General features: G+C 36.8%; 20 protein-coding genes and 7 pseudogenes. 9 read left to right on the forward strand and 18 right to left on the reverse strand.

What is annotated here, in order from left to right; genetic code table 11:
• Window positions 1-505: 505 nt before the first annotated feature.
• Window positions 506-823 carry a hypothetical protein gene (locus ACQKMR_RS14180; RefSeq protein WP_427697868.1) on the forward strand — a complete coding sequence of 106 codons (318 nt, stop codon included), beginning with the start codon at window positions 506-508 and terminating at the stop codon, window positions 821-823.
• Window positions 824-965: 142 nt separating this feature from the next.
• Here the strand turns inward: ACQKMR_RS14180 and ACQKMR_RS14185 are convergent.
• Both ACQKMR_RS14185 and ACQKMR_RS14190 read right to left on the reverse strand, forming a co-directional pair.
• A pseudogene (locus ACQKMR_RS14185) lies at window positions 966-1,040 on the reverse strand (hypothetical protein); the annotation flags it as partial.
• Window positions 1,006-1,350 carry a hypothetical protein gene (locus tag ACQKMR_RS14190; protein WP_427697869.1) on the reverse strand — a complete coding sequence of 115 codons (345 nt, stop codon included), beginning with the start codon at window positions 1,348-1,350 and terminating at the stop codon, window positions 1,006-1,008. The gene ACQKMR_RS14190 and the pseudogene ACQKMR_RS14185, both read right to left, overlap by 35 nt.
• 1 nt (window position 1,351) lies before the next feature.
• Here ACQKMR_RS14190 and ACQKMR_RS14195 point away from each other — a divergent pair, with 1 nt between their 5' ends.
• On the forward strand, window positions 1,352-1,939 hold the full coding sequence (locus ACQKMR_RS14195) for a chromate transporter (RefSeq protein WP_427697870.1): 588 nt from the start codon (window positions 1,352-1,354) through the stop codon (window positions 1,937-1,939).
• On the forward strand, window positions 1,939-2,493 hold the full coding sequence (locus tag ACQKMR_RS14200) for a chromate transporter (protein ID WP_427697871.1): 555 nt from the start codon (window positions 1,939-1,941) through the stop codon (window positions 2,491-2,493). Before ACQKMR_RS14195 ends, ACQKMR_RS14200 begins: the two co-directional genes overlap by 1 nt.
• A gap of 38 nt (window positions 2,494-2,531) precedes the next feature.
• On the opposite strand, the gene ACQKMR_RS14205 is transcribed toward ACQKMR_RS14200, so the two are convergent.
• The 3 genes from ACQKMR_RS14205 to ACQKMR_RS14215 form a co-directional block, all read right to left on the reverse strand.
• Window positions 2,532-3,008: an Lrp/AsnC family transcriptional regulator gene (locus ACQKMR_RS14205; RefSeq protein ID WP_427697872.1), complete on the reverse strand. Its 477-nt coding sequence runs from the start codon at window positions 3,006-3,008 to the stop codon at window positions 2,532-2,534.
• A 265-nt stretch (window positions 3,009-3,273) separates the two neighbouring features.
• Window positions 3,274-4,008: a hypothetical protein gene (locus ACQKMR_RS14210; RefSeq protein WP_427697873.1), complete on the reverse strand. Its 735-nt coding sequence runs from the start codon at window positions 4,006-4,008 to the stop codon at window positions 3,274-3,276.
• Complete coding sequence (locus ACQKMR_RS14215) at window positions 4,001-4,729, reverse strand: hypothetical protein (protein ID WP_427697874.1); 729 nt, start codon at window positions 4,727-4,729, stop codon at window positions 4,001-4,003. Before ACQKMR_RS14215 ends, ACQKMR_RS14210 begins: the two co-directional genes overlap by 8 nt.
• A 721-nt stretch (window positions 4,730-5,450) precedes the next feature.
• On the opposite strand from ACQKMR_RS14215, the gene ACQKMR_RS14220 reads away from it, so the two are divergent.
• From ACQKMR_RS14220 to ACQKMR_RS14230, 3 genes are read left to right on the forward strand one after another with little or no spacing between them, the layout of a single operon-like run.
• Window positions 5,451-6,776, forward strand: a complete 1,326-nt coding sequence (locus ACQKMR_RS14220) for an ATP-binding protein (RefSeq protein WP_427697875.1) — start codon at window positions 5,451-5,453, stop codon at window positions 6,774-6,776.
• A complete protein-coding gene (locus ACQKMR_RS14225; RefSeq protein WP_427697876.1) occupies window positions 6,754-7,431 on the forward strand; it encodes a response regulator transcription factor in 678 nt (225 codons plus the stop codon). Before ACQKMR_RS14220 ends, ACQKMR_RS14225 begins: the two co-directional genes overlap by 23 nt.
• Before the next feature lie 5 nt (window positions 7,432-7,436).
• Window positions 7,437-7,988, forward strand: a complete 552-nt coding sequence (locus tag ACQKMR_RS14230; protein ID WP_427697960.1) for a TVP38/TMEM64 family protein — start codon at window positions 7,437-7,439, stop codon at window positions 7,986-7,988.
• Between the two features lie 264 nt (window positions 7,989-8,252).
• On the opposite strand, the gene ACQKMR_RS14235 is transcribed toward ACQKMR_RS14230, so the two are convergent.
• The 3 genes from ACQKMR_RS14235 to ACQKMR_RS14245 all read right to left on the reverse strand — a co-directional run bounded on the left by ACQKMR_RS14235 (window position 8,253) and on the right by ACQKMR_RS14245 (window position 12,403).
• On the reverse strand, window positions 8,253-9,458 hold the full coding sequence (locus tag ACQKMR_RS14235; protein ID WP_427697877.1) for a metallophosphoesterase family protein: 1,206 nt from the start codon (window positions 9,456-9,458) through the stop codon (window positions 8,253-8,255).
• 613 nt (window positions 9,459-10,071) lie between these two features.
• Entirely contained in the window at window positions 10,072-11,094 is a 1,023-nt protein-coding gene (locus tag ACQKMR_RS14240; RefSeq protein WP_427697878.1) for an HD domain-containing phosphohydrolase, read from the reverse strand.
• Complete coding sequence (locus ACQKMR_RS14245) at window positions 11,084-12,403, reverse strand: protoglobin domain-containing protein (RefSeq protein ID WP_427697879.1); 1,320 nt, start codon at window positions 12,401-12,403, stop codon at window positions 11,084-11,086. Before ACQKMR_RS14245 ends, ACQKMR_RS14240 begins: the two co-directional genes overlap by 11 nt.
• 633 nt (window positions 12,404-13,036) lie before the next feature.
• Here ACQKMR_RS14245 and ACQKMR_RS14250 point away from each other — a divergent pair.
• Window positions 13,037-13,792 carry a SurA N-terminal domain-containing protein gene (locus ACQKMR_RS14250; protein ID WP_427697880.1) on the forward strand — a complete coding sequence of 252 codons (756 nt, stop codon included), beginning with the start codon at window positions 13,037-13,039 and terminating at the stop codon, window positions 13,790-13,792.
• 54 nt (window positions 13,793-13,846) lie between these two features.
• On the opposite strand, the pseudogene ACQKMR_RS14255 reads toward ACQKMR_RS14250, so the two are convergent.
• The 4 genes and pseudogenes from ACQKMR_RS14255 to ACQKMR_RS14270 form a co-directional block, all read right to left on the reverse strand.
• Window positions 13,847-13,933 (reverse strand): annotated as a pseudogene (locus tag ACQKMR_RS14255) (IS3 family transposase); the annotation flags it as partial.
• A gap of 6 nt (window positions 13,934-13,939) precedes the next feature.
• A pseudogene (locus ACQKMR_RS14260) lies at window positions 13,940-14,044 on the reverse strand (arsenic metallochaperone ArsD family protein); the annotation flags it as partial.
• 88 nt (window positions 14,045-14,132) lie between these two features.
• Window positions 14,133-14,552 (reverse strand): arsenate reductase (thioredoxin), encoded by a 420-nt coding sequence (arsC, locus tag ACQKMR_RS14265; RefSeq protein WP_427697881.1) that lies wholly within the window; start codon window positions 14,550-14,552, stop codon window positions 14,133-14,135.
• A gap of 34 nt (window positions 14,553-14,586) precedes the next feature.
• Window positions 14,587-15,855, reverse strand: a pseudogene (locus ACQKMR_RS14270) (arsenic transporter); the annotation flags it as partial.
• Between the two features lie 176 nt (window positions 15,856-16,031).
• Here ACQKMR_RS14270 and ACQKMR_RS14275 point away from each other — a divergent pair.
• A pseudogene (locus ACQKMR_RS14275) lies at window positions 16,032-16,320 on the forward strand (PadR family transcriptional regulator).
• A 25-nt stretch (window positions 16,321-16,345) separates the two neighbouring features.
• A pseudogene (chrA, locus tag ACQKMR_RS14280) lies at window positions 16,346-17,516 on the forward strand (chromate efflux transporter).
• A 173-nt stretch (window positions 17,517-17,689) separates the two neighbouring features.
• On the opposite strand, the pseudogene ACQKMR_RS14285 reads toward chrA, so the two are convergent.
• From ACQKMR_RS14285 to ACQKMR_RS14310, 6 genes and pseudogenes are all read right to left on the reverse strand, one after another.
• Window positions 17,690-17,935: pseudogene (locus ACQKMR_RS14285) on the reverse strand (hypothetical protein); the annotation flags it as partial.
• Window positions 17,936-18,263: 328 nt separating this feature from the next.
• Complete coding sequence (locus tag ACQKMR_RS14290; protein ID WP_427697882.1) at window positions 18,264-18,452, reverse strand: hypothetical protein; 189 nt, start codon at window positions 18,450-18,452, stop codon at window positions 18,264-18,266.
• A 450-nt stretch (window positions 18,453-18,902) separates the two neighbouring features.
• Window positions 18,903-19,109 (reverse strand): hypothetical protein, encoded by a 207-nt coding sequence (locus tag ACQKMR_RS14295; RefSeq protein WP_427697883.1) that lies wholly within the window; start codon window positions 19,107-19,109, stop codon window positions 18,903-18,905.
• 108 nt (window positions 19,110-19,217) lie between these two features.
• Window positions 19,218-19,439 carry a hypothetical protein gene (locus ACQKMR_RS14300; protein ID WP_427697884.1) on the reverse strand — a complete coding sequence of 74 codons (222 nt, stop codon included), beginning with the start codon at window positions 19,437-19,439 and terminating at the stop codon, window positions 19,218-19,220.
• Window positions 19,440-19,494: 55 nt separating this feature from the next.
• Window positions 19,495-19,656: a hypothetical protein gene (locus ACQKMR_RS14305; protein ID WP_427697885.1), complete on the reverse strand. Its 162-nt coding sequence runs from the start codon at window positions 19,654-19,656 to the stop codon at window positions 19,495-19,497.
• 412 nt (window positions 19,657-20,068) lie between these two features.
• Window positions 20,069-21,763 carry an amidohydrolase gene (locus tag ACQKMR_RS14310; RefSeq protein WP_427697886.1) on the reverse strand — a complete coding sequence of 565 codons (1,695 nt, stop codon included), beginning with the start codon at window positions 21,761-21,763 and terminating at the stop codon, window positions 20,069-20,071.
• Between the last annotated feature and the right edge of the window lie 257 nt (window positions 21,764-22,020).

The following is a 22,020-nucleotide window of genomic DNA, read 5'->3' on the forward strand; positions in this document are numbered from 1 at the left end:
AAGAAACGTGAAGAAGGAAAGCCCTTTAAAGTAGCTGTGATAGCATGTGCCAATAAGCTTCTACAATGGATTTATGCACTATTACAAAATAACTCAACTTTCCAAGATATAGCTTAATTTTAAAGTATAACTAAATAGTACAAAACTTTCCAAATATAGTTCATTGGAAGGTTATTTGGCATGCACAAATTTAGTATAGCATGAAATATTTTAAGTTTTCATTGAAAAATGTTGACAAACTATTAGCTGGTTTAGTTTAAGTACATTTCTTCACAATCTCATACCGATATTAACATGAATATCCAGTTTTGTTTAGAAGTCCTATTCCATTAAATGGCCCGTTTGCTGAACAAAATTAAAAAAGGCCTCTTTATCAAAGGCTGTTTTCGTATAGATTGTTGTATTTTAGTTAAACAAGGTATGATATGCATTTTATTATATTATATACGGTATATTCAAAGAGCAGGTTAGTTAAGGAAGAATTCTTATATTTAAGGAGACAGGAATGAAGGCAAGCATACTGTTTAAATTAATGATTTCAACAGGAATAACAGCCATTCTTTTTGGCTGTTCAACTACGGATGAATGGAAAGAATCAGTTTCTAAATCTTCTCCTATTAGTGGTTTTTCTTTTTTGACAAGTCATTCTCCAAATCAAGTACATATCATCGACCTTCAGGAAATAAGCACCAGAACTATAGATGAGAAGGATAAGAAGATAAACTATGGATACTCTTCCTTACGAATTTATTACGGAGAATACGGTAGCAAGTTGGAGAAATATAAGGAATTTGATGGGTTTTTTTTTAGCAACCATCGATAACTTCGAGGTTAAGTGGCAAGACGACAACGTAGCTTTGATTAATGTGTACCGAAAGGCTGAGGATGGAACTAGATTCAAAGACGAGACCATTACTGAAGAATCACCCAACTGATGTAACATAGCTGAAATATTACCTTTCAATCATTGAAGCAACAAAGGCATTCCCTCCATTTTCGAGAATATTATTTCCTGCCAGATAAAGAGGGCTTACCACCATACTTTTCGTTCCAATTATGGATTAAGTCATAAAAGTTTCCCTTTTTATTTATTTGAATTTTCAAAAAAACTAACCCTAATTGTATTATAACTTGTTTCTTCTTCATACCTAATTCAATTGCTCCTTTTTCAGACAAAAAGATAATATTTTTTTCATTTATATTTCCTATTATCTTATTAAACACAAGAAAATCATTCATTTCGTAATATTTATCAAAATTACATGTACATTTCGAAACTAGTTTTGTTATTATAAATACATAATCATGGAAATTAATTCTTAATTTTAATACAAAAATAGGAGGAATCATTGTGAAAAATCCATATAAGGAATTAACTGTTGGGATGATGCGAACGGGGACTTTAGGATTCGGTGGCGGACCATCTGTAATTCCTCTCATCCGTCACGAAGCTGTTTCCCGTTATCAATGGCTTGACGATGATGAATTTGGGGAAACATTGGCAATAGCCAATACACTCCCAGGACCGATTGCCACAAAGATGGCAGCGTATCTTGGCTATAAATTAAAAGGATGGAAGGGTGCCTTTGTAAGTGTTGCAGCTCATATTTTACCTTCAGGCTTGGCAATGGTATTCTTGATTGCCTTCATTAATGTTCTAAGTAATTCAGCAATAATTAGTAATATGATTGCTGCTGTTATGCCAGTTATTGCCGTCATGCTCGGTCAAATGGCTTATGAGTTTGGCGAAAAGGCAGTAAAAGGATTAGGAAAGGTGCTCGGTATCGTCTTTTTTGCTATTTCTTTTTTACTTCTCCAAGTCCTAACCCTGCATCCAGGTATAGTAATTATGATATTCCTTTTATATGGGGCGTTTCATTTTAAATTAAAAAATAGATTGAGAAATAAGAAGATTGATAAGAAGGAGGAATCCGCGTAATGGGACTTTTTATCATCCCTATTGGTGTCGCTGTTTTTCTAGCTTTTTTCATAGCCAATATGCTCGGCTATGGTGGGGGTCCAGCTTCGATTCCCCTCATGTACGATCAAATTGTCAATCGTTATGGCTGGCTCGATAATTCCGAATTTTCACAAATGCTCGCGCTAGGTAATTCCCTTCCAGGACCGATTGCCACCAAAATTGCCGCATATGTAGGATATGATGTATATGGCTGGCCAGGATTTTTCGCTGCATTAGCTGGTACAATCATCCCTTCCGCAGTAGCCTTAATTTATTTATTAAAGATCCTGCAAAAATACAAGCAATCTCCCATCGTAAAAGGTATGTCCTTACTTGTGCAGCCTGTGATTGCCATCATGATGCTATTGCTTACCTGGAATATGGCCGCTGATGCAGTCGGGTCCATCGGTTACATCCATTCCTTTATCATCGCTGGATTGGCCTTCTTAGCTTTAGGCAAGTTCAAAATTCATCCAGCCTTCGTGATCATTCTTGCCTTTGCATACGGCGGTTTTGTCATCCCTCACACATAAATAATAAAATCCACCATTTGAGGTGGATTTTTTTTATGTTAAAGTTTCATTCCCATCCGGCTCTTATAACGTTTAATGAGAATTTGGCAATCAACGCTCACAACCCCCATGACCGCATACAACTTTTCATTCAGAAAGCGTTCCATCTCTTGATTATCAGTAAAGATCCCATGCATATGAAGCTTGCTTGGACCAGTCATATGATACAAACTCGTCACCGCTGGTTCATTCTCTAGTTGATTGGCCACCGATTCCAAGTATTTAGGCTCGACCTCAACATTAAAAAACGCAGAAACGTGAATACCGACCTTAGCTGGATTAATGACCGCTGTAAACCTTTCAATCACACCGTTTTCAACAAGATGATTAATTCTCATTTGAACCGCTACTCTAGAAAGATCCACTTTCTTTGCTAAATCTGTATATGAAATTCGTGCATCTTCATGTAAAATCGAAATGATCTTCTTATCGATCTCATCAACTTTTAAGCCGGGAATCTTAAAGTCCTCTGCCATCCTTTGTAACTCCTTTTCCTATTCATTTATTCTATTATCGCAGAGAAAACCATCGGATCACAACAAAACTTGCCTTTTCCTCACCAAAAAACCATCGATTTCCAATCCATTAAGAAAACTGCCGATTCCCAGACCCTTTGGACTCATGATAAAAAGCACCACACGCAACTCCTTCTAAAAAACTATTCTTAATCTATATAAGAATAATAGTTTTCATACAATCAATAAACACAGCAAAAAGGCTGCCAATTTTGGCAGCCCCTTTTCAATAAGTCCCCTCCAACTCAACCTCTTCCACATGAATAAGGAAAGGAAAATCCACATAATTATTTCCAGTTGTATAGCTATTACTGTTAGAGGAGTGCTCTGGAAATACCTCATTCCCATCCTTATCATAAAAATCATTTGCCAATTGTAATGAGTCGTTAAATTGAAAAAATTCATTCTGTCCATCTTCTGCCTGTAGTTTTTCATAATGATTCATAAGTATACGCCAATTGTCCGGATATTTTTCAACTCCGTACGGTTTTCCCTGTAGCGTAATGCTGTGCATCATTTCTATTCCTGGTTGATAGGTGGCTATTCCAGCCGATACCATAAAACCCCTATCTTTTCTAATAAAAACCTTGATTTCGGAAACGTCATCTCTTGGATCCATATTCCACATGATCAATGATTTTTCTTCTCCAATCCAAACCTGTGGCTGACCGCCATTATTCACCGATGCTGCTCTCCATTTATTGTCCTTCCAGACCCAGAAGCTCATCCCATATCCATTATCTTCGCTAATAAAGGGGACAAACACATGTGTATCATCTAAAAAGATTTTTTTCTGAATGACCTTTGGTTGCGCATCAGAGAAGAATGAGTTTATTCGTTTAATAATTTGCTTATCCGATAGGAAGGGTTTCGGTTCTTTTGGGAATCGAACAAATAAAAGGAGACCTCCTATCAATATAACCGCTGTAATTAACACAATCATTTTTGATTTTTTAGTCACCCTCCACACCTCCAGTCAAAATAGATTCATCTAACCTGTAGTAAGACTGACGCCCTTTATTAGGTGTAATCAGGAGACCCTTTCCATCCTCTTCAATAAAAATGAGTGTTTCAAGACCTCTTCCTTTTTTGGGAACTGTCCCTGTCAGAATATAAGGGAATATTTCTTTATACCCGCTCTCTTCTTTGATGCCATAATACCAAGATTCGCTTTCGATTTTTTTTTGTTTCATCTTGTTCATTTGTCTTTGTAGCCCTTCTTTATTCAAAGTGACCTCTTTAGTGTTTGGGTGAGTTGCCATAAGCGAAGCTTTTTCGACGTCCATTATATATGTTGAAGGTTCGTTCTTCGGGAACATAAGCGCTTCCAGCGGCGTGTTTAAAAATGAGGTAGCCAAAAAGATGAAATTCGAAAAGAAACCAAGCCAAGCAAATCGACGGAATCGCTGCCAACGCTCTTCATTTCCATTTCTTCTCAAGAACCATGATAGGAGGGCCACCCCTAAAGGTAAAATTGGCACCCCAATCACCTTATCCGATAGATTAAAAGTTAAACTAAAAGAGAAGATCCCCATTAGCAAGACAAATAAAGCCTTCCATACCTTTGGCGCATCTTCTTGTTTTTTATAAACAATATAAAAAATGATTCCAATCAGTACATAACTGAAAACTATTAGGATTAAATAGGATGTATACAAATATTTATCAAGCATTCCGTTCATTCTATCTATCTCTCTCCTTTTCTTTTCAGCGACGTTTATCCTTCATATTATATGAATCACTTTAACATAACATATATATCCTTTTATGTAACCACAATCCAATATATGAACAAATGTGGATTTACAAACTGTCCCCCGCCTTATTGGAAAATTAAGGTGGGGGTTTTACAGCCTGTTCAATGTGAAATAAAAACCTATGAATACCCAATTCTCAATCCTTAGCTTGAAAAGTCTTCGCGATATTTTTGTATTCCTCTTCATTGAGAATGCCCATTTTTTTAAATAAAGCGGAATAAACTATTATTTTTCTTTGCGTACGGTTTGTACAACTCATATGAATCAGCTCCTTTTTTTACATTCTATTCAATCACAACAAAATGTTTCCTTAACACAAAACATTTTGTATAGGTTAAAACAATCCCACCCTCCCGATTTTCTCGGCAGTTTTATTTTTCAGCCCTGCCATGTAGGAAATTTCATGTCCTCTCTTGCAACCATTCACACTTCGGATTATCGTTGTTTAAGTAACTATGTCTCAGAGAATGTTAATTTCTATTTTATTTAACTTTGTAATTGGATGAAGTATATAAAAATCTGCATACTTTCTTCATACTTTTTCGATACACTGATCTCAATAAATAAGAAGGTGAATACACTGAAAATCTCTTTTAAGTTAGGTTTATGGATGTTTGTTTGCATTTTCTTGATAGAAACTGTTTCCATGATTTATTTACATAATAAAGTAGTTCATTCTCGTATCAATCAAGAATTAGAATCACTAAAGTCACGTGGCAATAGTCATCGTGACGTGTTAGAAATCTCTTATGACAATTCAACTCTTCATCACATCGGCCTGATGGAATCACATACCGATACAGATGTTGTGATTACGAATACAAAAGGCGATATACTTTTATCGTCTGAAAAGGTCAATAGTGGAATGAAGAAAATCCTAAAAAAGGACCTCTCCCAAGTACCTAGAAAAGGTCTAATCATCCAATCAAGTTGGAAGGAAGAAAGATATATAGCCACCGTAACACCATTTAACAGTGATAAAGAAAATAAAGGCTATGTCTATATGTTAAAAAATACCGGAGATGTTGAAGATTTAATCTCTCAATTGAACAAACATTTTCTCTTTGCAACTTTATTGCTCCTTTTCTTTATGCTTATAACCATTTATTTTCTATCAAAAGCCTTGACTAGACCTCTAATTACGATGAAAGAAGCAACGACCAAACTAAGCAAAGGGAATTTTTCTGTATCTGTACCTGTACGTTCAAAAGATGAATTAGGGGAACTTGCACAGTCCATTCAAAGCTTGGCTAATGAGTTAAACTATTTAAAAAAGGAACGTAATGAATTTTTGGCAAGTATCTCTCATGAACTCCGCACACCACTAACGTATATTAAGGGCTATGCTGATATTGCACGGCGAAAAGATTTAGATATACCAGAAAGAACACAATACTTAGAGATCATCCATGAAGAATCCCAACGACTAAACCTTTTATTAGATGAACTATTCAATATAGCAAGAATGGATGTTAATACATTTACGATATCAAAAGAAACCGTCCATCTCTCTTCATTCCTGCAATCCGTTTATGAAAAAGTGTTACCTGCTTTTACGAATAAAAATATACAATTAAATCTGGAGTGTAAGAATAATTTATTTATGGTTATTGATCCTTCCCGTTTTGAACAAGTTCTTCTTAACCTATTGGACAATGCGCTAAAATACTCGAATGAATATACGGTCACTACTATCAAAGCCACTGAATCAATTGGCAGTATATCCATCTCTATAATAGATCAAGGAGTAGGAATTCCGAGGGCAGACATCCCCCATGTTTTTGATCGTTTATACCGTGTCGAGAAATCACGCGCTAGAGCTACTGGCGGATTTGGTTTGGGGCTCTCTATCGTTAAACAATTAGTGGAAGTTCAAGGAGGAACCATTTCAGTTAAAAGCAATATGGAGCAAGGTACGTGCTTCACTATCATATTTAAGGAGAAAAAAAATGAAGACAGTAGTTCTAGTTGATGATGAAAAGAAAATGCTTGATCTTATAGAATTATACCTTTCACCTCACGGCTATACATGTATGAAAAAGAACTCTGGACATGAAGCGCTTTTGTACTTAAGGCAAAATCAGGCTGACTTGGTCATTCTAGATGTGATGATGCCTGAAATGGATGGATGGGAAACGTGTGAAAAAATCCGAGCGTTTTCTGATGTTCCCATTATCATGCTCACCGCTCGTGATGCGGCAGAAGAAATGGTAAAAGGATTAAAAAAGGGAGCCGACGATTATGTAACTAAACCTTTTAATGAAGAAGTTTTACTTGCCAGAATTGAAGCTGTGACACGACGGTTACGCAATCATCCAGTGGGATATGAGAAATTTAACGGAATAGCTTTAAATGAATCTGCTTATGAAGCGCATTATCAATTTAAGGCCATCCCGTTAACACCAAAAGAATTCTCCATGTTAGGGTTACTTCTAAAATACCCTAACAAAGTGTACTCTAGAGATCATCTGCTATCGACTATATGGGGATTCAAAACGGATACAGAAGATCGAACCATCGATTCTCATATCCGAAATATTCGAGAGAAATTGCGCCATGTCGGTTTTCCAGTAGACCAACATTTGAAAACAGTTTGGGGTATCGGTTATAAATGGAGTTCTGTTTGATTGATATGGAGATCATTTCTGCAGCATTATTATCAAGTGGCCCATTTTCCATTGCCGTAAGTGTATTATTAAACATTTTAATTAGTGTACTGGGATTTATTCCAAGTGTGTTTATTACTGTCGCCAATATCACTGTATTTGGATTTGAAAAGGGATTAATTTTATCTTACATTGGAGAAATTGCAGGAGCAGTAATTAGCTTTTGGTTATATCGAAAAGGCTTTCAAACTTTCAAACCGAAATTTTTGAAGAACCGATGGTTAAAACAACTACAAAAGTCACAAGGATGGCATGCATTTTGGATGATCCTAATGCTTAGACTCCTTCCTTTCATACCTTCCGGTGTAATTAATCTTACAGCAGCAATAAGTAAGACGGGCGTCATAATCTTCTTCATCGCTACATCCATTGGAAAACTGCCTGCCCTCTTTATCGAGGCCTATTCAGTGACACATGTGTTGCAGGCTTCGGATGATGTAAGGTTTATTCTAGTATTAATGATTTCGATCACCCTAGTCTTGTATTACTTTAAAAGAGGTAAGAATAAAGAAATGTAATGAACTAGTACTAGACCATGTAAAAAGAAAAACATCTGAAATTTTCATTTTGATAACAAAGAAGTAATAAATAATGTCACAAATTATATAAGTTAAGATAGAAGGATAGATAAAAACGGAACTTAATCAGCTTTATCTATCCTTTTTTGTAGTATTACAAGATTATGATTTGATAAGGATAAATGAATAATTTCGTTATTTAATGGGACAATTCTGTCCAAAATCAAGTAAATGCAATTAACTCTTTAAAACCTCTTTACCGCTTTACCTTTTAATTTTCTTGTTGTTTTCTAAAGGCAAAGGATCAATACTCTGATCATTAGCTGTCAAGTCGATGCCATAGTCCTTCGCGAATACCATGTGAGTTTCTACTAGAACCTCAGGTGTATTTTCATCAAGATTAAATACTCTGGCTCCGCGTAGTCTGTTCCTTTCTGCTCCCGGCAGACCATAAGCACCGAACCCAGTACTGCCCGCATAACCAAGCAGGATTCCGTAATAATTACCTACGTAAGTGTTTATATGATCATGACCGCAAAAAACTCCCTTGACATCGCCTCTCTCCAGCATCGCTGAAAACAGTCCCCCGTTGATTGGTCCCATACACTCTTCTTCATTTCTTTCTCCTACTATACTATGCTTTTTAACAGCAATCTCATGATTAGAGTCTGTTCTTTGGTCTACGCTCGCATACCACATAAACCTGTGTTCCCAAAGAGGAATATGAATGAAAACGAGTGAAGGAATTTTTTTTCGCCATTTTCTCTCTAGTTTCTTTGACGTCTCATAATACCAATTTACCTGATTAAAACGAAGCCAGTCCCACGTCGGATATCCTTGGAAATCTTGACCCGCAATAGTTTTTGGCGCATATCTTCCACTGTCAAGAAGCCAGAGGTTGAAAGCTGCCTTTTTTCCTTTTGAATCCTTTATAAGTAAATTCATGTTACCTGTCCCAGTAATACCTTCGACGGTAGGCTTGTTCATATTGTATTTATAAGAAAGATAGATTTTGAGCATGTCTTCCTCATTAAGACCGCCCTTCGGGGTAGAATCTTCATCATGATTTCCAAAGGTAATAGCCCACTTGATTCCTCTTTGTTCCATAGGATGTGCGACATTGTTAATGGCTTGTTTCATCTCCATAGATGTATCGCATCCACCCGTAATAATGTCTCCATTAAGCACAACAAAATCAGGTTTTTCTGTATCAAGCACTTTCTCCATAAGCTGTAATGTTCTACGATCAATACGTTCATCATCTTGTGTATCATTAAATTGAACGATTTTTAATTTTCCATTACGATTAAATTGAAGAGTAATGTCATCTTTGTCTTCAGCGAGTGCTGTGGTACTAAATAAATCATCTGAAATCCCAGCGAATCCAAGTGTTAAGGCAAGTGTACTCATTCCTCCTATCTTGATAAAATCCCTTCTATCCAAGCCTTCATGTGGTTCTTGATTCTTCATAAAAAATCTCCCATTCTCTTCTAGTAACTGTTTTATAGGGATAAAGCTATCGCTAAAAAAACTATGCAAAAAACCATTACTGTAAACAAGTTTACTTGTTATTCATCGAAAAAAATTGGATATATATTAGTATTACAAAATTGCTTACATTTTATTGAAGATCATCCTATAAAGATCAGTTCTACCTTCATCATAAGGTGAAAATATTAGTAGAGTATTAATCTTATATGAAAGGAAAGTAAAGAAAACAATAGAAGATGGTCTGTGTATGATATCAAAAAATCCTTTCCTGATCTCTTTCTAATAACTCGGGGGATTACCTATTGGATAGTGGAATTTAAGTTCATGATTTCTAGCCGTTCCCACAAATTTTCCGTCTATTTTATTAAAGTTTGGACCAACACCAGTGACATATTCCTTAATAGATTCCATTTCTTCATCAGAAATAGTTTAGTTGCTGGATTTTAATAAGAAAGAAGTTAAACTAGATGACTTTGGATTCATGGCATAATAAGTATTTCTGTTCAGTGCAGAAGCGCTACTCTTTAACAGAGCCACAACAAATAAATAAAAACAAAAAAACTGCCGATTTCTCAGCAGTTTCCCCTTTCAATTATGTATCTTGATATACAATCAGGTCTTTGCTCTTAAAATAGTCTAAAAATGTCTCCGCTATGGATGGATCGAAATGCTTTCCCTTTTGTTCGTTTATGTAAGATAACGCGCGCTCCACTGACCATGAATCTTTATAAGGCCTCCTGCTGATCAATGCATCAAAAACATCCACAATGGCTACGATTCTAGCTTCAAATGGAATGTCTTCACCTTTCAAACGATGAGGATATCCCGTTCCATCCCATTTTTCATGATGGTAGGTGATGATGTTTTCAGCCACTTCAAGACTGCTGATCACCTCATTGTTTATTTCCCTTGAAATCTTATTCAAAATATCTGCTCCCATTAATGGATGCATCTCAATGATTTTCCGTTCGTATGGAGATAATGGACCTGGTTTATATAAAATCCCTTCAGGAATATCCGCTTTCCCGATGTCATGTAAAATACTTGCATGAGCAATATGGTTAATATAGCTTTTAGATAGTTCTAAATGGTTTCGTTGATTATGTGCCAGAACCAGCTGCTCGGTTAAGTTTTGTACTCTCAATAAATGCTCTTCGATGCCAGGATCTCGGATTTCGCATGAAATAGCAAGGACCTTTAACAATTCTCTCTGGTTCTCGACTCTTTTGTTTTCCGAAAGATAAATGCCTTCTTTCAATTGCTCCAATTCGCGAAAAACCCCAACAAAATACACATGATTCTCTATATGAATCGGAGTGATTGTAATCGAGGAATGCCAAATGTCTCCCGATTTCTTTCGATTGGTGAAGACCCCTGACCAAGGATTCCCCTTCCTTAATTCTCTCTTAAGGGACGTGTAGGTACACGGAGGTGTTAACCCTGACTTTAAAAATCCAGCCTTAAATCCAATGATGTTGTCTCTTGAATACCCTGTGGTTTGCTCATAATACGCATTAATATCTACGATGCGATGATGGTAATCCGTAATGATGACGGCATCCGCCAACTTTAAATACCCCACCAATTCAAGTGGCACTCTTGATTTAACTCTCAATGTCTATACCTCCATCAAACTTCATTTCTTGTGTAATCATGGTAAGGCTATCGGCAGATAATGTTACTTCTTCAAATGCTTGACTTAATTCATTCACCACATTCACAAAGGAAACTAATTCATTTTCAATCTTGTCATTTTGAAATTTCGTTTCACCCATCGTTCTTAGTATTTGTTCAAAATGATTTTCCGTTTCTTTCATGCTTTCATTACCATCTTTTACAGCCTCCCTAATGTTTTCGAGAGAGTTTGTTAATTTTCCAGCTTGGGCGTTCGTCTCTATGATTAAAGTGGATACGTTTGTTACTGACTTTTTAGTTTCCTCGGAAAGCTTACGAACTTCTCCAGCTACAACAGCAAAACCTTTTCCAGAGTCACCCGCTCGTGCTGCTTCAATTGCCGCATTTAGAGCTAATAAATTTGTTTGTTCGGCTATGCTTGTTACTATATTCACAATAACCTGCATCCTATTCGAAATTTCGAGCAAAACCTCTACATCACCTGATATATCATTGACCGATTGATGGATATTCACCATCGTGTCATTTTGTTTGCTTAGCTGATTTTTCCCTTTTCCAGCTCGTTTTTCTGCAAGCACCGATAAAGCTGTCCCATTGTTTGCAAGAGAAACTATTTTATGGGACTGAACCCTTAATTGTTGGAAGGATGCATTTGTCTCTTCGGAAATCGCCGCAAGATTTTCTGAAGAATTTGCCACACGTTCCTTCATCCATTTTTTTTGTTCCTCGCCTTGTTCTCTCAATCTTTCCGTTTCAGAATCATACGCTTCCAGTACTAATTGTTGTTCCAGATTTAAAAGTTTAGTCACAGCCTTTACAGCCAGAAAAGCTTCCACTCGATCTTCTATTTGTTCTTCAATGATAGTTGTGAGAGAAAGGAGCAAATCCTGAAAGGCACACATATACCATTTTGTTTTAAGACCGATTTTGACATGAATCTGGGCAATCCGAATCCTTTTTTCGAAATAAGTCTGATCAATAACCCCATCAAACATTTCTGAAATATGTTTTTTAAGCGTCTTTCTTAATCGATCAATAGAGCTCTTATCATGGATGATGGTCAATAAGGAAGGTTCATTTTCTAAATTATTATAAAACTCATTTACAATTTTATCAATTTTCTCAATGATAAAGGGTTGTAAACGGTTCATGATTCGAAGATCCTCTTTAGTTAGGCCAATCATTTGCACCTGATTTTCAATCTCCGTCCCCCTAGGTATATCCAATTTAGCATTCCCGGCTATGTTAACTATGCTTTCTTTTGGTGAATTGAATCTCTTAAAAAACAATGAATTTCCTCCTGAACTACATTCTAATTATTAGGTATATTATACTATGTATAATATAGGTATAGTAGATACTTATATCTATATACAAGACAATTCAAGGATGTTTTGCTGGATTTCCTTTTCTTCCAAATAATAATTCAGTAATACTAATTTAAAAGTTTTTTTAAAGTATGAAAAGAAATTTATTTATCAAATACACACAATAATTTACAGGATTATGAAAAGGATTGAATTTTGACAGAACCAAAAAAAATTGCTGATTTCTCAGTAGTTAATCTTCCAATAAGTACCTTTTTCTCATACATACAATCCCTGGTGCTTCTATGTGTATCTTGTTATACAAATTAGATCTTTGCTCTTAAAATAGTCTAAGAAGGGCTCCGCTATGGATGGATCGAAATGCTTTCTCTTTTGTTCGTTTATGTCGGCCTTACTATCTCTTTTCAGCTTATTGAATCGATGAAGGGTAAATTGATTCAGTTTCCAAGAAAATTGCAGGTTTAAAATTAGGTAATGCCTATACTGTTTTCCTGTTTTTGGAAAAAAACATAATTATATTTTGTTTTAAAAGGAACTTCCATTATAATGCGCATTAGATGATTTTTTAGTTTCGAATACGAGAGGAGAACGGATATGAAGAAACTATTGTACCCTATCGTTATTGGATTATTGGCAGTTGTTTTAACAGCTTGTGGTTCGAACGATGAAGCTGGTAAAAAAAATGACGAGAAAGAGACGGCTAAAACAACTGAGGATCAGCAAAAACAGATGGAAGAATTGCAGAAGAAACTAGACAAGCAAAAAATAGATGAAAAGAAAACGGTGGCCATCGTCAATGACGAGAAAATTTCAGGTGCGGAATATAATAGCATGCTGTCTACGATACAAATGCAGATGCAACAATTGGGACAAGATCCAACCTCGAAGAAAGTAGCCGAACAAATTAAAGAGCAAACGATCAATTCTTTAGTGGGGCAAAGACTGCTGCTTCAAGCTGCTGATAAAAAGGGCTACACAGCCTCCAAGGATGAAATCGAAAAGCAACTTGCAGAAATGAAAGGCCGATACGAGAATGATGAGAAATTTAATGAAGCGATGAAACAAGCAGGGTTGAATTTGGAAAAGTTGAAAACTCAGATCGCTGAAAATATTCCATATACGAAGTACGTTGATAAAGAGATTAAAGTAGAAGAAGCAACAGATGAAGAAATTGAAAAGTATTACGACCAGGTTAAGGAGCAAGCGAAGGCAAGTGGGCAAGAGGCACAGAAACTTGAAGAAATGAAGCCGCAAATCAAGAAGCGACTAGAGCAACAAAAGCAACAAGAAAAGCTTGTGAAACATGTGGAAGAGCTTCAAAAAGATGCTAAGGTTGATATTAAAATTTAATTAAGAAAAGCTGCCAAATTGAAGTGAACCCAAAAAGTTAGACAGTGTATTTAATTAAGCAGCCTTGAAGGCATGAATCCGGTATTCTACCGGACTCATGCCTTTTAATTTCACCTTGATTCTTTGATGATTGTAGTAATGGCTTTAAGAATAAACAACTGAAGCCACTCTTGTTAATTCACGATCAATACTTGGTCCGCAAACACCAGTTGAACAACACATTGCAGGATCAAAGATTTCAACTTTCATCAATTGCTCCTCTCCCCTTTATATATAATCATTTACTTATACTTTGTATAAAACGAAAGCCGAGAGATCATTCGCGGCTTTTCAATGTTATTTATACGCCTGTTTTAGAGAAACGTTCAATTCTTGCTCCGATTTCATCACGAACACGTTGGAAAGTAGCCCATTTTTCTTCATCTGTTCCTTCCGCGTTTGCTGGGTCATCAAAGCCCCAGTGTTCACGTTTAACATGCGGTGGCGTCATTGGACATTTGTCAGCTGCATCACCACATAAAGTCACAACAAAATCTGCATTATTTAAAATGTCAGTGTCGATGTTATCTGATGATTGATTGGAAATATTCAATCCAACTTCATTCATTGCCTTTACGGCATTTGGATTTAACCCATGGGCTTCAATTCCTGCACTAAGCACTTGCCATTTATCCCCTAAATATTTCTTGCCCCATGCCTCTGCCATTTGGCTTCTGCAAGAGTTACCTGTACATAAAAAGTAAAGTGTTTTTTTAGTCATGTTGTTTCTCTCCTTTATAAGTAAAATTATATGTTTAGTGAATAATGAGTAGCCATATATATAAGCCAACTAATGTGATGAACAATGTTGGAATGGTTAAGATGATTCCCGTTTTAAAGTAGGTTCCCCATGAGATTTTCACGCCTTTTAATGAAAGGACATGTAGCCACAATAATGTAGCCAAAGAACCTATCGGTGTAATTTTCGGGCCCAAGTCCGAACCGATGACATTTGCATAAATAAGGGCTTCCCTAATCACGACAGTTGTATTGGTGTCGGAAATGGCAAGGGCATCAATCATCACGGTTGGCATGTTATTCATAAGCGATGAGAGAATGGCGGCAATGAATCCCATCCCAATGGTTGCTGCAAATAACCCTTGATCGGCGGTAACTTGGATTAAATCCGTTAATACATTTGTTAATCCAACATTTCGTAGGCTGTAAACCACTACATACATTCCAATTGAGAAAAAAACGATTGCCCATGGAGCCCCTTTAATAACAGTTTTCGTGTTGACAGCTGGGCTCCTTCTAGCCATCATTAGGAAGAAAATAGCGACAATTCCTGCAATAATAGATACAGGTACCCCAATAAATTCACTTGAAAAATAACCAATAAGTAAAATTCCTAGTACAACCCAAGACAGTCGAAACATTCTTTGGTCTTGAATAGCTTCCACTGGTTTTTTAAGTTGTGATACATCATAATTTTTCGGTATACTTTTACGGAAAAACAGGTATAAAACCAAGATACTTGCTACCAGTGCAAAGAGGTCTGGTACGATCATTCTTGATGCAAACTCAGCAAAACTGATATTGAAAAAGTCTGCGGAGACAATGTTTACAAGATTACTTACCACTAAAGGTAATGAGGTTGTATCGGCAATAAAGCCACTAGCTATGATAAATGGGAAAATCATTTTATCACTAAATTTCAAGGCACGGACCATTGCTAATACAATCGGTGTAAGGATAAGTGCCGCTCCGTCGTTTGCAAAGAATGCAGCAACAAGAGCACCAAGAATACTTACATAGACAAACATCCTTGCTCCATTTCCCTTGGCCGCTCTAGCCATATGTAGAGCCGCCCATTCAAAAAAGCCTATCTCATCCAAAATAAGGGAGATAATGATAATGGCGATGAAGGCGAGCGTTGCGTTCCAGACAATTGAAGTCACGTCTATTACATCTGTAAAATCCACCACCCCAACAAGTAAAGCTAAAACCGCACCGCCACAAGCTGACCATCCAATCGACAATCCCTTTGGCTGCCAAATTACAAGAATGAGTGTTAATAAAAAGGATTTTGTTTTTTTTAAAAAAAATTAACCATGGACTTGGATTAATGGTCAAGATCAGATGTTAAGATTATGTAAATTTTCTAGTTTGCTTTGGAAAATAATATGTTTTGATTATTATACTTTAAATATCGATATTTAAAATCCATATCGTGGTTTTTATTCTTCAGAGGTAAAAAATTGGAAGATATGTATTGCGGAAAATTTCCCTTGGATTTATTCAGATACACATTTTACTCCATGCCAAGGAACATCCGATTTTTGGTGTATGGATGCCGAAGAACTTAAGGAACATGGTTATAATATCAGCTCTGGTACCCTCTACCCTATCCTACACTCTATGGGGTAAGATCGGCTTCTAATAAAAGAAGAAAGAAATGTTGAGGAAAATTATACACCACTGAAAAAGGAGATATGGTCCTTATGGAGGCTAGGAATACAGCATATGAACTCTTCAAGGAAATCTAATAATGACAAAGGAGGAAATTGCTAAATGCAAAAGAACAATAACAGGGGTGTTCGAGCACTTTTAGAAATCCTTTTCGTTTCAACTAGGCTTGGGCTGACATCTTTTGGAGGACCCATAGCTCATTTAGGGTACTTCCATGAAGAATATGTTCGAAGAAGGAAATGGATAGATGAAAAAAATTATGCTGATTTAGTGGCTTTGTGCCAGTTCTTGCCTGGCCCAGCTAGTAGCCAGGTAGGAATCGGCATTGGCGTGATGCGAGCAGGACTCTTGGGTGGCATTGTATCTTTTATCGGATTTACACTTCCTTCGGTTATCGCCCTTATCTTCTTTGCCTTACTGCTTCAAGGATTAAATATAGGTGATGATGGTTGGTTACACGGATTAAAAATTGTAGCAGTCGCCATTGTTGCCCAAGCCATTTTGGGCATGGCAACAAACCTGACTCCTGATTTAAAAAGAAAAGCCATTGCACTATTTGCATTGGTAGGTACGTTGCTATGGCAAACCGCATTTGCTCAGGTAGGAGTCATCCTCATTTCTGCACTCCTTGGCATCCTCCTGTATAGAAATCATAATGAAATTGATCAAGCTAAAATGGAATTTCCTATTTCCCGCGGTTTTGCAGTGTTATGTCTAACGTTATTTTTCGGATTGCTTATTCTTTTACCTATATTAAGAGAAGTCACTGCTTTAAATTGGATTGCCATGTTTGACAGTTTTTTTAGATCTGGTTCTTTGGTTTTCGGTGGCGGCCATGTTGTTTTGCCATTACTTGAACGTGAATTTGTACCAACTGGATGGTTAGATAAAGAAACATTCTTAGCTGGGTATGGTGCGACACAGGCTGTGCCAGGTCCTTTATTTACGTTTGCTGCCTATTTAGGTACCGTTATAAACGGCTGGCAAGGTGGTTTGTTAGCCACTATTGCTATTTTCTTACCTGCATGTAGGTACTTTGCCTTCCTTACGCCGTAACCCTAAGATAAAAGGGGCCTTTATGGGAGTTAACGCAGCCGTTGTAGGCATCTTGATTGCAGCATTTTATAATCCTATCTGGAACAGTTCGATATTAGCTCCTCTTGACTTTGCTTTCGCTGCGATATTATTTAGTATGCTAGTTTATTGGAAATTGCCTCCTTGGGCTATTGTAGTGACTGGAGGTATTGGTGGTGCATTTATGTCGTTAATGTAAATGTAAGATTGGATGATAGTAAAGAAATATAATAGCCAAAATTATTCCCCCTATAATAGACCGACACCTGAAATACACTAAGTATATAGTAATGTGCCGGAGAACAATTACAACAAGAACTACAAATATCAAGATACACAAAAAAATGATTAGATGGGTATTATATTTTTATTTCAAAGCAACCAGTTTGTATAGGAAAAGACCAGACTGATCTTTTGTTTTATTCGCATCAAGAATTTAATTTCCAATCTCGCTAAAACAGGACTGCCATAGCAAGAACTAATTGAATCGTAGCAACTAGAAGCTAGATTCGTACTGCAAACTCCTATTTCAGGGAGATTAAGCTGTACCTCTTTTGCACCTTCGACATCCCCTGTAAGGTAAGCCACCACGGAACGGACTTGTTCGTAGCCTGTCGATCATAAACTCATGCTCAAATTGGAGCTTCCCCAGTCATTATTAATGGATCAAGTGGAGACAATTCTTTATCCTTTTTAAAGATTCGTTCTTTTGGATATGCAGATCCCTACAAACTTAAAAACATTATTTCATTCGGTTATTAAATCTTATATTTTATCGTGTTAAACTATCGCTCTGTTAGTTCAATAAGAAAAGCTTATGTAAAAAAAGTCGTCATATAAATCGCAGCTTACGCCACTACTATCGACTTCCGTAGGACTATCATATATTCTAGCTAGGAAGAAATAAGCGATCGAGAAATTATTTAATCGGACTAAAAGGCCATATCTAGTTTCTATTAAACAATTTCTCTATTAACCGACCAACCGGTATTGAAAAGAAGTCCAACGCTCTGTAAAAAAGACCACGAATGCATATGATTACGAAACCGATTAGCCCTGCTATCAGAGTAACGGTTATTAATTCGATTAAGTTGCCCGATGATTCTAGAAACATTTTCAACACCCATTCTTTCATCCCAAAGTTCCTCCTATTTTACTTTCGATTTCAAATGAATAGCGAACTGTAAGGTAGCTTTAACAGATTGCTTTTAAACACTGGTCGCAATAAATAGTCAGCGTTAGTTTTATTCTTTTCGAATAACGGAGTTAAACAGGTAATATCATCCCACCTGGCACGTACTACACATCTTTTGTTATCCATAAGCGTATGTATCCCTCTAGCTTTCCAGCCAGTCGTAATGATTATCGGGCGGGCTACTCTCGACATAGAATTGCGCCAAGATCCGTACATATAGCCAAAGAAGTCGCGCCGCACTTGTATTTGCTGTTGTATAACGATTCTCTAAACGTTTTAATCACTCGTTCATATGATCGAAAACGTCCGGGAACTACTTTTACGAGCTGCTAATGTTAATCAGCCCCATAGTTTATATATTTCGATGGCTTATTGTATAGTATGTTTTGATTATTCCTTAGATTGAAATCTTTGCATCATTGCTTCAAAATCAGGCCTACATTGTTGGTCAGTCATGATTATTTCACTGTCCAGTATAGTTCCAAATGGGATATTTACATAATTAGGAAATTTAGTTGTGACCTCGAGCTCAGTTATTAAATCATTTTTCTCGAAGGTTTGCTCTGTTTTGTGCAATAGCATTGGAGAAATAAACAAAGTTACCACCTCTAATCCATCTTATCACTTCAAGCCCACTGGTTTTTATGGTAAGTGTTGTTAATGATACTGAAACACTATTTTATATTAAAAGAAAACACGGAAGATTTATTCCCCCATGAATACCGAAACACCCCATGTTTGGTTGTATGAATAGCCGTTGAAGTAAATATCCAAATCGTGAAACATTCGGTGAAGTTGAATATATGCGTTTTGGTCTTCTTCTTTCATAGCAATCGCCGTATATTTTTTGATTTCTTTGAAGTCGTCCGCAAGGTCTTGGTTTTTAGTTGAAACACCGTCAATTGTGTCCAATATCTCATTTGCCATTTCTGCTTGTTCCGAATGCGTCGTCGTTTCAATATTGCCGTATCCGAGCGTATTATTATAGAATGCGTGTTTCGAGCCAATGATCGTGTGTGCGTCCGTGACGTCCGCCTAATTTGGCGATATCTTTATCGATCGGTCCATTCACAACTTCCTTGGAAAACAGTGTTTTCAAGACTAGTATTTTCTGTTTCTTAACTGTCACAAGGGGTTTTAACATAGCTACTTCTTCATCATTATACATTAAGAGCCTTGATGGTTTCTGCTAAACGGGTAACCATGTTGTTCAAACATAACACTCTACTTCCGAATGGTATGAAGTTGCAACACCAACCGATGTAGCAACATCTTCGACTTATAATAATATATATGACATAACGGCTATACCTCCTGCCCTTTTACTGATATGGCACGTATCGGTTCTAATCAGTTATATAGTGTTTTAAAGTACATAAAAGGAAAACAAGATAAGGATGCTTTACTCTAAAAACAGGGTTACGACAACCTTTTCTTATTGAACTAATAGGCGCTTTACTTTCTTTTATCAAACTCTTTTTTATTAAGCTACAAAGAATGCATATTAAAAAGACTACTGATGCTATCAGTAGTCTCAATAGATTTTTTTGTTGATACTATTTTTTATATACCACTTCCCCACCCAATACTGTAGTATGTACTTGAATATCTTTTAATTGTTCTTCTGGGCATTTCATAGGATCTTTATCAATTACTATAAAGTCAGCTAACTTTCCAGCCTCCAAAGAGCCCTTGATTTTCTCTTCAAAACTTCCTTCCGCTGCCCAGATTGTAAATGCTTTAATAGCTTCCTCCCTTGTCATACTTTCCTCTGGATACCACCCTTCAGCAGGATTTCCGTCACGGTCCATACGTGTGATGGCTGCATATAATCCATGGAAAGGGTTGACCAACTCTACAGGTGCATCTGAACCTCCAATAATATGCGACCCAGCATCAATAACCTTTCGCCACGCATAAGAGTATTTTATTCTCTCGGGTCCAACTCGATCCTCAGCCCTATTTTTATCAGAAGTTGCATGTACTGGCTGCATGGAAGGCAGAATGCCACTCTTGGCAATGCGGTCAATTTCGTTCGCGTTTGCTATTTGGAAATGTTCGATCCTCCAGCGATGATCTACCAACGGATCCTCCTTTAATACTCTCTCGTAGGTGTTAAGCACTTGAAGAATAGCACCATCACCTATTGCATGGGTAGCTACCTGCCAGCCATACTTACGAGCCTCTTTAACAAGTCTATATAACTCCTCATCTGTAAACCTATAGTTCCCTTTATGTCCTGCTCGATCACTATAGTCCTCCAAAAGGGCCGCACTGCGGGAACCTAGGGAACCATCACCAACAAGTTTTATAGATCTTACGGTTAAACGGTCTCCAAACAAACCAATCTCCGGCCCATTTTTATAATAATATTCCAGGCTTTCTCCTCTTTCTCCATCTTTACCATTGGCTACCATAACATTTAATCTAGCTTTTAAATCGCCACTCTTATATAAATTCTTCATGTCGTTTATAAAACTTAGATGTGTACCAGCATCTGTTGCGCTTGTAATCCCATTTGCAAATAATTCTTCCTGAGCTTTTAACAGGCCTTCCTCTATACGCTCAGTACTGTACGGTGGAATCTTTGATGTAACTGATATGCCCGCTGTATCAATCAAGACCCCAGTTGGTTCCCCATTGGCATCCCGTAATATCTCTCCACCTTGAGGATCGGGGGTGTCTTTCGTGATGCCGCCGATTTCCAGTGCTTTGGAGTTCACCCAAATAGAGTGCGCATCGACTCTTTGAAGCATAACCGGATTATCAGGTGCAACAGCATCAAGCTCCTCTTTCGTTGGGAATTTCTTATCCGGCCAAAGTTCATGGTTCCAACCATATCCTAAAATCCATTCCCCTGGCTCTCGGCGATTGGCTTCTTCCTTCACTAGGTTTAATATCTCCTCCTTCTGTTTATTAAAACCGTTAATTTGGAGTAAATTCATACCCATACTTGGAAAATGCAGATGTCCATCATTTAAGCCTGGAATCACAGTTTTCCCTTCTAAATCAATTACCTTTGTATTTGAACCTATGTATTTCTTAGCTTGACCTTTATTACCGACATAGATGAGTTTCTGCCCTTTGATTGCCAGTGCTTTTGCTTTTGAAAATTTATTATCCGCTGTATAAATATTGCCATTTAAATAAACAACATCAGCCTCTTCTTTAATATTATATGCAAAAGAAGTGTCCGAAATCATACTTAAAAGTAAAGCCAAAGTAAAAATAATACTAAGTGATCTTTTCAATTTTTCCCCTCCTTCATTTAATTTAAATATAACAAGTTTGAGTAAATTTTAGCTTCCTCTCAAAAATGAAAACCTTATTCATAATAATGCCGAGTTTATTTCATCATATCTTGAAATATTTACTAAAGTCAATTTAATAATCTGAATTTTCCAAATAATATATAGAAAATAATTTTAAGCCACTTGTTTATTGTCACTTAACAATTTTGAGTGGATGTAATCTAATATTGCGTACGCCTGACATGTAGCCTCTACGG

This window comes from Peribacillus sp. NPDC096540, assembly GCF_050278525.1.
GTDB lineage: Bacteria > Bacillota > Bacilli > Bacillales > DSM-1321 > Peribacillus.

Coding starts and splice junctions, on each gene's coding strand:
- ACQKMR_RS14290 (WP_427697882.1), bottom strand. CDS start 18,452: ATGAAAGAATGGGTGTTGAAAATGTTTCTAGAATCATCGGGCAACTTA.
- ACQKMR_RS14190 (WP_427697869.1), bottom strand. CDS start 1,350: ATGATTCCTCCTATTTTTGTATTAAAATTAAGAATTAATTTCCATGAT.
- ACQKMR_RS14215 (WP_427697874.1), bottom strand. CDS start 4,729: ATGAACGGAATGCTTGATAAATATTTGTATACATCCTATTTAATCCTA.
- ACQKMR_RS14180 (WP_427697868.1), top strand. CDS start 506: ATGAAGGCAAGCATACTGTTTAAATTAATGATTTCAACAGGAATAACA.
- ACQKMR_RS14225 (WP_427697876.1), top strand. CDS start 6,754: ATGAAGACAGTAGTTCTAGTTGATGATGAAAAGAAAATGCTTGATCTT.
- ACQKMR_RS14220 (WP_427697875.1), top strand. CDS start 5,451: ATGATTTATTTACATAATAAAGTAGTTCATTCTCGTATCAATCAAGAA.
- ACQKMR_RS14235 (WP_427697877.1), bottom strand. CDS start 9,458: ATGAAGAATCAAGAACCACATGAAGGCTTGGATAGAAGGGATTTTATC.
- arsC (WP_427697881.1), bottom strand. CDS start 14,552: ATGACTAAAAAAACACTTTACTTTTTATGTACAGGTAACTCTTGCAGA.
- ACQKMR_RS14230 (WP_427697960.1), top strand. CDS start 7,437: ATGGAGATCATTTCTGCAGCATTATTATCAAGTGGCCCATTTTCCATT.
- ACQKMR_RS14200 (WP_427697871.1), top strand. CDS start 1,939: ATGGGACTTTTTATCATCCCTATTGGTGTCGCTGTTTTTCTAGCTTTT.
- ACQKMR_RS14250 (WP_427697880.1), top strand. CDS start 13,037: ATGAAGAAACTATTGTACCCTATCGTTATTGGATTATTGGCAGTTGTT.
- ACQKMR_RS14300 (WP_427697884.1), bottom strand. CDS start 19,439: ATGGCAAATGAGATATTGGACACAATTGACGGTGTTTCAACTAAAAAC.
- ACQKMR_RS14205 (WP_427697872.1), bottom strand. CDS start 3,008: ATGGCAGAGGACTTTAAGATTCCCGGCTTAAAAGTTGATGAGATCGAT.
- ACQKMR_RS14305 (WP_427697885.1), bottom strand. CDS start 19,656: ATGTTAAAACCCCTTGTGACAGTTAAGAAACAGAAAATACTAGTCTTG.